This is a genomic window from Enterobacter sp. KBR-315C3_2022, assembly GCF_041399425.1.
In the GTDB taxonomy this organism is placed as follows: Bacteria; Pseudomonadota; Gammaproteobacteria; order Enterobacterales; family Enterobacteriaceae; genus Enterobacter.
The window spans coordinates 1-8,060 of record NZ_JBGKEB010000046.1 but is presented as its reverse complement, the minus strand read 5'-3'; the positions used below and the strand labels follow the sequence as shown (position 1 = coordinate 8,060).

Here is an 8,060-nt window from a genome sequence, read left to right as displayed (position 1 = left end):
CCCCCGGAGAGTGAGGCGGCTGAATATAGGTAACGAGTTGAAAAGAGTGGGAAAGGAGTACAGTAATATGGTCATGGAGGTATGACCATATTACTGGGGATCCCTCAGCCCCCTGGGAGAGGGTTAGGGTGAGGGTGAAACTACCGCTTCTTACCCACCGCCCTTCTGCGCTTATCTAAATCCCTAATCAGCCTGTTCACGCCGCTATCGGCAAACATCGCCTCAAGGCTTACCGACAATTTGCGGCGCCAGTTCTTGTACTGATAGCTGGTCCCCGGAATGTTCACCGGCTCGGCCATATCAATCCAGTCCTCCGGCTGCAGCCCAAGCAGCGCGCTGTTGCTGTCGGCGATATAGCGCTGCAGCCCGCGGTTGAGCGTGGCGGTCATCGACATCAGCGACGCCTTGTGCCCGGCGCTTTTCGGCAGGCAGCCGTGCTGGTGCAGCGCATCCAGCAGCCCCTGCTTCGACAGCTCGCGGTCCTGGTACAGCTCAAGCAGAACGTCTTCATCCGGATAAAGCCCCAGCGTTTTGCCGAGCGTCAGATCCCCGCTTTCCCAGTAGCCCCTCAGCGTAGGCAGATCGTGCGTCGTTGCGACGGCCATTGACTGTTCCGGGTACGCCTGCGGCGCGCGGAAGGTTTTCTCGTGGTCGTTCTCGAAATAGAGCACTTTGTAAGAGTAAACGCCGCTGTCGCGCAGCTTGCTGACGATCTCCACCGGCACGGTGCCGAGATCTTCCCCGATCACCATGCACTGATGGCGCTTGCTTTCCAGCGCCAGGATCGACAGCAGATCGTCCACCGGATACTGCACGTAGGCGCCGTGGTCCGCCGTTTCGCCGTACGGGATCCACCACAGGCGCAGCACGGACATCACGTGGTCAATGCGCAGCGCGCCGCAGTTCTGCATGTTGGCGCGCAGCAGGTCGATAAACGGCTCGTAGGCGCGGGCGGCCATCACGTGCGGATCCATCGGCGGCAGGCCCCAGTTCTGACCGAGCGGGCCAAGAATGTCCGGTGGCGCGCCGACGGAGGCCTTCAGGCAGTACAGCTCGCGGTCGCACCAGGTTTCCGCCCCGCCTTCCGCCACGCCAACCGCCAGATCGCGATACAGGCCGATCGGCATTTTATAGCCCTGGCTCACCTGCCAGCAGGCGGCGAACTGGCTGTACGCCAGCCACTGCAGCCACAGGTAGAAATCCACCTCGTTGGCGTATTTTTCACAGAAGGCTTTCACCTCCGGGGTGTCGACGGAACGATACGCATCCGGCCAGACCGGCCAGCCCCAGCGCATTTCGTCTTCCTTCACCTGATACGCGTGCAGCGCGTCAAAGGCCGCCTGCCAGTAAAGGCTTTCGCCCTCCTGCATCACAAACTCGCGGAAGGCCGACATCTGCTCGTCGTCGCGCTGGGAAAAGCCTTTCCACGCCATACGCAGCGCCGCCATCTTCAGCGCGGTGACGGTGGCGTAATCCACCCAGTCGGCCTCGCGGGCCTGCTTCAGCGCCTGCTGGGTGGTCGCGAGCGTCCACCAGGCCTGCGCCTCTTTGCTGTTTTTGAAATCGTCCAGCGCGTTCACGTCGATATAGATGACGTTCAGCCAGCGGCGGGACGACGGGCTGTACGGACTGGCGCTTTCCGGGTTCGCCGGGTAGAGCGCGTGGATCGGATTGAGGCCGATAAACGCGCCGCCGCGCTCGCCTACTGAGGCCAGCATCTTTTTCAGATCGCCGAAATCACCGATGCCCCAGTTGCTGTCGGAGCGCAGCGTGTAGAGCTGCACGCAGGCGCCCCACAGCTTTTTGCCTTCCCGCAGCGCCTGCGGCTCGTAGCAGCGCTTTGGCGCGACGATCAGCCGACAGTGATAGCGGCCGTCGTCCTGGGTGAGCGTGAGCGTGTGGTAGCCCTCCGGCAGCTTCGCCGGAAGGTTAAGCGTTTTGCCGCCCGGGGCGTGGCCCTTGTGCTGCTCGCCCTCTTCGGTGGTCAGCAGCCAGCTAAACTCGCCGCGGCCGCCTACCGCCAGCGGCATTTTTTTGCCCGCGGTAAAGACCTTCACGTTCGGTATCGGCGCAGCCGACGCGTTCGCGTCGGGTTTGTGCATGGCATCCAGCAAACGTCTTTTGGTTTCCGCACCAATAGACTGCGGCTTGCCGTGCGCGTTGATGTAACTGAGGCTAATTCCCGCCGCCTGCGCGGCACTGTCCAGACGTTTACTCTCCATCGCGCTTCCTTAGCGTTTTGCCTGCCAGATACGGGCCTGATAGTCACGGATTGAGCGGTCAGAGCTGAACATGCCGCAGCGCGCGGTGTTCAGAATGCACGCGCGGGTCCAGGCCTCCTGGTCGCGGTACAGCACGTCGACCTGCTTTTGCGCCTCCACGTAGGCCGTGAAGTCCGCCATCACCAGGTACGGGTCGCCGCCCTGTTTGCCCATGCTGTGCAGCATCTGGTCAAACGCGTGCTTGTCGCCGTCGCTGTACTTGCCGCTCTCCAGCTCTTTCAGCACCGCATCCAGCACTTTGTCTTTTTTACGCCACTTCACCGGGTCGTAGCCTTTGGCCTTAATGGCTTTCACTTCCTCAACAGTATGGCCGAAGATAAAGATGTTCTCTTCACCCACCTTCTCGGCGATCTCGACGTTCGCGCCGTCGAGCGTGCCGACGGTCAGCGCGCCGTTGAGCGCCAGCTTCATGTTGCCGGTGCCAGACGCCTCTTTGCCCGCGGTGGAGATCTGCTCGGAGATATCCGCCGCCGGGATCAGCATTTCCGCCGCGGAGACGCAGTAGTCCGGCAGGAATACCACCTTCAGCTTATCGCCCACCTTCGGATCGTTGTTGATCGCCTCCGCCACCTTGTTGATGGCGAGGATGATGTTCTTCGCCAGGTAGTAGCCCGGCGCCGCCTTCGCGCCGAAGAGGAACACGCGCGGCACGCGGTCGGCGTTCGGGTTCTCGCGGATCTCTTTGTACAGCGCCAGAATGTGCAGCAGGTTCAGGTGCTGGCGCTTGTACTCGTGCAGGCGCTTGATCTGGATGTCGAAAATCGCGTTCGGGTTGATCTCAATGCCGGTACGCATCTTCACAAACGCGGCCAGGCGCACTTTGTTTTCAAGCTTGATGGCGCGGTACTGCTCGCGGAACTTCGCGTTATCGGCCTGCTTTTCAAGGCTGATAAGCTGGTCCAGATCGTTGGCCCACTCTTTCTTCAGCGTTTTATCCAGCAGCCCGGCCAGCAGCGGGTTGCACTGCTTGATCCAGCGGCGCGGCGTGATGCCGTTGGTTACGTTGTGGAATTTGGTCGGCCACAGCTGGTGATATTCCGGGAACAGATCTTTCACCACCAGATCGGAGTGCAGCGCCGCCACGCCGTTGACGGCAAAGCCGCTCACCACGCACATGTTCGCCATGCGCACCTGCTTGTCGTGCACCACGGCCAGCTTCGCCCAGACCGCCTTATCGCCCGGCCAGGTTTTGTCCACCAGCGTTTTAAACTGGTCGTTAATCTTGTTGATGATCTGCATATGGCGCGGCAGCAGCGCCTTCACCAGCTTCTCGTCCCAGCACTCCAGCGCTTCCGGCATCAGGGTGTGGTTGGTGTAAGCGAACGTGCGGCTGGTAATCGCCCAGGCGTCGTCCCAGCTCAGCTGATGTTCGTCAATCAGCACGCGCAGCAGCTCGGGGATCGCAATGGTCGGGTGCGTGTCGTTGAGCTGAATCACCTCGAAGTCCGGCAGTTGCGCCAGCGTGCGGCCCGCCAGATGGTGACGGCGCAGAATGTCGGCCACGGAGCAGGCGCACTGGAAGTACTGCTGCATCAGGCGCAGCTTTTTGCCCGCCAGATGGTTGTCGTTCGGGTAGAGCACTTTGGTCAGCTTTTCGGCGTCGATGCCCTGCTGTTCTGCGCGCAGGAAATCGCCGTCGTTGAATTTGGTCAGGTTGAACGGATGGGCGTGCTTCGCCTGCCACAGGCGCAGCGGCTGCGACACGCCGTTGCGGTAGCCGAGCACCGGCAGATCCCAGGCTTCACCGGTAAGGGTGAACGCCGGCTCCCAGAGGCCCTGTTTCGACACCTTGCCGCCGATACCAACCTGCACGTCCAGCTGCGCGTTGTGGCGGAACCACGGGTAGGTGTTGCGGTGCCAGTCGTCCGGCGCTTCCATCTGATGGCCGTCAGCAAACGACTGGCGGAACAGGCCGTACTGGTAGTTCAGGCCGTAGCCGATGGCCGACTGCCCCACCGTTGCCATGGAATCAAGGAAGCAGGCCGCCAGGCGTCCCAGACCGCCGTTGCCCAGCGCCGGATCGGTCTCTTCTTCCAGCAGGTCGGTCAGGTTCACGTCGTGCTCTTTCAGCACCTCGCCCACCTCCTGATACCAGCCGAGGTTCAGCAGGTTGTTACCCGTCAGGCGGCCAATCAGGAACTCCATCGAAATATAGTTCACGTGGCGCTGGCCCTTGACGGGCTTCGCCAGCGGTTGCGCGTCCAGCTGCTCTGCGAGCGCTCCGCTCACCGCCTGCCACCACTGGTGGGGCGTCATGTCGTTTGCAGCATGAAGACCAAAACGCTGCCACTGACGCGTCAGTGCAGCCTGAAATTGCGCTTTGTTGAAGGTTGGCTGTGACATAGGGAATCGGCATCCTGTAGAAAGAAAAACAATTGGCGCTAGTGTGCCTGGCTCATTTCGCCTCTTCCTCCTCCTGGAGGGGATTAGGCAGGGAGGAGTAGCGGGGATGAGCCTAAAAGTGTGATCGAGGCCACTTAGAAACGCGTCGTTAGGCGCGCCCGGCAGGAAAAAAGATAGCGCAAAAGCGTGTCAAAAAAATGAAATACAGTTACCTGAGAAATTAAAACGCGCTGAAATAGTTGCTTACGTAGAATAATCTTTATGCCGTTGAGTATCTTCTCATCAGATAAATTATGGCGAAAAACTTTACCGAAACTTTATTACCTTTGACGTCACTATACCTGACTGAAACCAGTTTCAGTGAAACTGCGCCAAATGCAGACAAGCCAGTATCCACGCGGGATGCGGGACTTTTCGGGAAAGTTCCTTCCGGCGTCAGAATGTTTTGTGACACAGTGCAAATTCAGAGGCATAAAACCCCGACATAACTTGCAATAGATTCCTTTCTGGCTGAACTTATAGCTATTAATTACGAAGCGCAAAAAAAATAAATTCTCTCGTTCCCCACAGTGAAGTGAAAACTATGTTGATTCCGTCTAAATTAAGTCGCCCGGTTCGTCTTGACCACACCGTGGTCCGCGAGCGTCTGCTGGCTAAACTTTCCGGCGCGCATAATTTCCGACTGGCGCTGGTTACGAGTCCTGCAGGTTACGGAAAAACGACGCTCATTTCACAATGGGCCGCAGGGAAAAGCGATCTTGGCTGGTACTCCCTCGACGAGGGCGACAACCAGCAGGAGCGTTTCGCCAGCTATCTGATTGCCGCTATTCAGCAGGCCACCAACGGGCACTGCGCCGCCAGCGAGACGATGGTGCAAAAGCGCCAGTACGCCAGCCTCTCCTCGCTGTTTTCACAGCTGTTTATCGAGCTCGCCGAATGGCACCGCCCGCTGTACGTGGTGATTGACGATTATCATCTGATCAACAACCCGGTGATCCACGAGTCGATGCGCTTCTTCCTGCGCCACCAGCCCGAGAACCTCACGCTGGTCGTCCTGTCGCGCAATCTGCCGCAGCTCGGCATTGCCAACCTGCGCGTGCGCGATCAGCTGCTGGAGATCGGCAGCCAGCAGCTCGCCTTTACCCACCAGGAAGCAAAGCAGTTCTTCGACTGCCGCATGACCTCGCCGATTGAGGCGTCTGAAAGCAGCCGCCTGTGCGATGACGTCGCGGGCTGGGCCACGGCGCTGCAGCTGATTGCCCTGTCGGCGCGACAAAACAACAGCCCGGCGCATCAGTCCGCGCGCCGCCTGGCGGGGATTAACGCCAGCCACCTGTCCGATTATCTGGTAGATGAGGTGCTGGACAGCGTCGATCCCGCGACCCGCAATTTCCTGCTGAAAAGCTCCCTGCTGCGCTCGATGAACGACGCGCTGATTGTGCGCGTGACCGGCAGCGAAAACGGCCAGCTCCAGCTTGAAGAGATTGAGCGCCAGGGCCTGTTCCTGACGCGCATGGACGACCCGGGCGAATGGTTCAGCTATCATCCGCTGTTTGGCAGCTTCCTGCGCCAGCGCTGCCAGTGGGAGCTTGCGGTCGAGCTGCCGAACATTCACCGCGCCGCGGCCGAGAGCTGGATGGCGCAGGGCTTCCCGAGCGAAGCCATTCACCACGCGCTGGCCGCGGGTGATGCCGCGATGCTGCGCGATATCCTGCTTAACCACGCGTGGGGGCTGTTTAACCACAGCGAGCTGACGCTGCTTGAGGAGTCGCTAAAAGCGCTGCCGTGGGAAAGCCTGCTGGAGAATCCGCGCCTGGTGCTGCTGCAGGCCTGGCTGATGCAGAGCCAGCACCGCTACAGCGAAGTGAATACCCTGCTGGCCCGCGCCGAGCAGGAGATGGAAAGCGAAATGGACGCCACCCTGCACGGCGAATTTAACGCCCTGCGCGCCCAGGTGGCGATCAACGACGGCGATCCGGAAGAGGCCGAGCGCCTGGCCATGGTGGCGCTCGACGAGCTGCCGCTGGCGAACTTCTACAGCCGCATCGTGGCAACGTCGGTGCACGGCGAGGTGCTGCACTGCAAGGGCGATCTCACGCGGTCGCTCTCCGTCATGCAGCAAACCGAGCAGATGGCGCGCCGCCACGACGTCTGGCACTACGCGCTCTGGAGCCTGATCCAGCAGAGCGAGATTTTATTTGCCCAGGGCTTCCTGCAGGCCGCCTGGGAGAACCAGGAAAAAGCGTTCCAGCTGATTCGCGAGCAGCACCTTGAACAGCTGCCGATGCACGAGTTTCTGCTGCGCATTCGCGCCCAGCTAATGTGGGCGTGGTCGCGCCTGGACGAGGCGGAAAGCTGCGCGCGTCAGGGCGTTGACGTGCTCTCCAGCTTCCAGCCGCAGCAGCAGCTCCAGTGTCTGGCCCTGCTGGTGCAGTGCTCGCTGGCGCGCGGGGATTTAGACAACGCGCGCAACCACCTTAACCGCCTGGAAAACCTGCTCGGCAACGGCCAGTACCACAGCGACTGGGTGTCAAATGCCGATAAGGTGCGGGTGATTTACTGGCAGATGATTGGCGACAAGAAATCCGCCGCCAACTGGCTGCGCCAGACGCCGAAGCCGGAATTTGCTAACAACCACTTCCTGCAAAGCCAGTGGCGCAACATCGCCCGCGTGCAGATCCTGCTGGGCGAGTTCGAGCCTGCCGAGATTGTGCTGGAGGAGCTGAATGAAAATGCCCGCAGCCTGCGCCTGATGAGCGATCTCAACCGCAACCTGCTGCTGCTCAATCAGCTTTACTGGCAGGCGGGCCGCAGGAATGACGCCCAGCGCGTGCTGCTGGAAGCGCTGCAGCTGGCTAACCGCACCGGGTTTATCAGCCACTTTGTGATTGAGGGCGAAGTGATGGCGCAGCAGCTGCGCCAGCTGATTCAGCTCAACACCCTGCCGGAGCTGGACCAGCACCGCGCCCAGCGCATCCTGCGCGAGATTAACCAGCATCATCGGCACAAGTTCGCCCATTTTGACGAGAACTTCGTTGAACGGCTGCTGAACCACCCGGAAGTACCGGAGCTAATCCGCACCAGCCCGCTCACCCAGCGCGAATGGCAGGTGCTGGGGCTGATCTATTCAGGCTACAGCAACGAGCAGATTGCCGGGGAGCTGGCGGTGGCGGCCACGACCATCAAAACGCACATCCGAAATCTGTACCAGAAGCTCGGCGTAGCGCACCGTCAGGACGCGGTGCAGCATGCGCAGCAGCTGTTGAAAATGATGGGGTACGGCGTTTAGCTTTGTGCGGCCTGATGCCCTCACCCCGGCCCTCTCCCACAGGGCTGAGGGTTCCCCAGAAAAATGAAAAGCACGATGAAGTGTGATCTACTGATTGCGCCAACAAAACAGAAGAGACCTCATCGTGCCTTTACATACAGTCTGCC

The 8,060-nt window shown here is 60.3% G+C and carries 3 protein-coding genes; 1 reads left to right on the top strand and 2 read right to left on the bottom strand.

All coding sequences use genetic code 11. The features are described 5' to 3' along the window. Nucleotides 1–140: 140 nt before the first annotated feature. On the bottom strand, nt 141–2,222 hold the full coding sequence (malQ, locus tag AB8804_RS22960; RefSeq protein ID WP_371190233.1) for a 4-alpha-glucanotransferase: 2,082 nt from the start codon (nt 2,220–2,222) through the stop codon (nt 141–143). A gap of 9 nt (nt 2,223–2,231) precedes the next feature. Further along, a complete protein-coding gene (malP, locus tag AB8804_RS22955; protein ID WP_371190232.1) occupies nt 2,232–4,625 on the bottom strand; it encodes a maltodextrin phosphorylase in 2,394 nt (797 codons plus the stop codon). 583 nt (nt 4,626–5,208) lie between these two features. Between malP and malT the strand changes: the two genes are divergently transcribed. Further along, nucleotides 5,209–7,914 (top strand): HTH-type transcriptional regulator MalT, encoded by a 2,706-nt coding sequence (gene malT, locus AB8804_RS22950; protein WP_371190231.1) that lies wholly within the window; start codon nt 5,209–5,211, stop codon nt 7,912–7,914. The last annotated feature ends 146 nt before the right edge of the window (nt 7,915–8,060 follow it).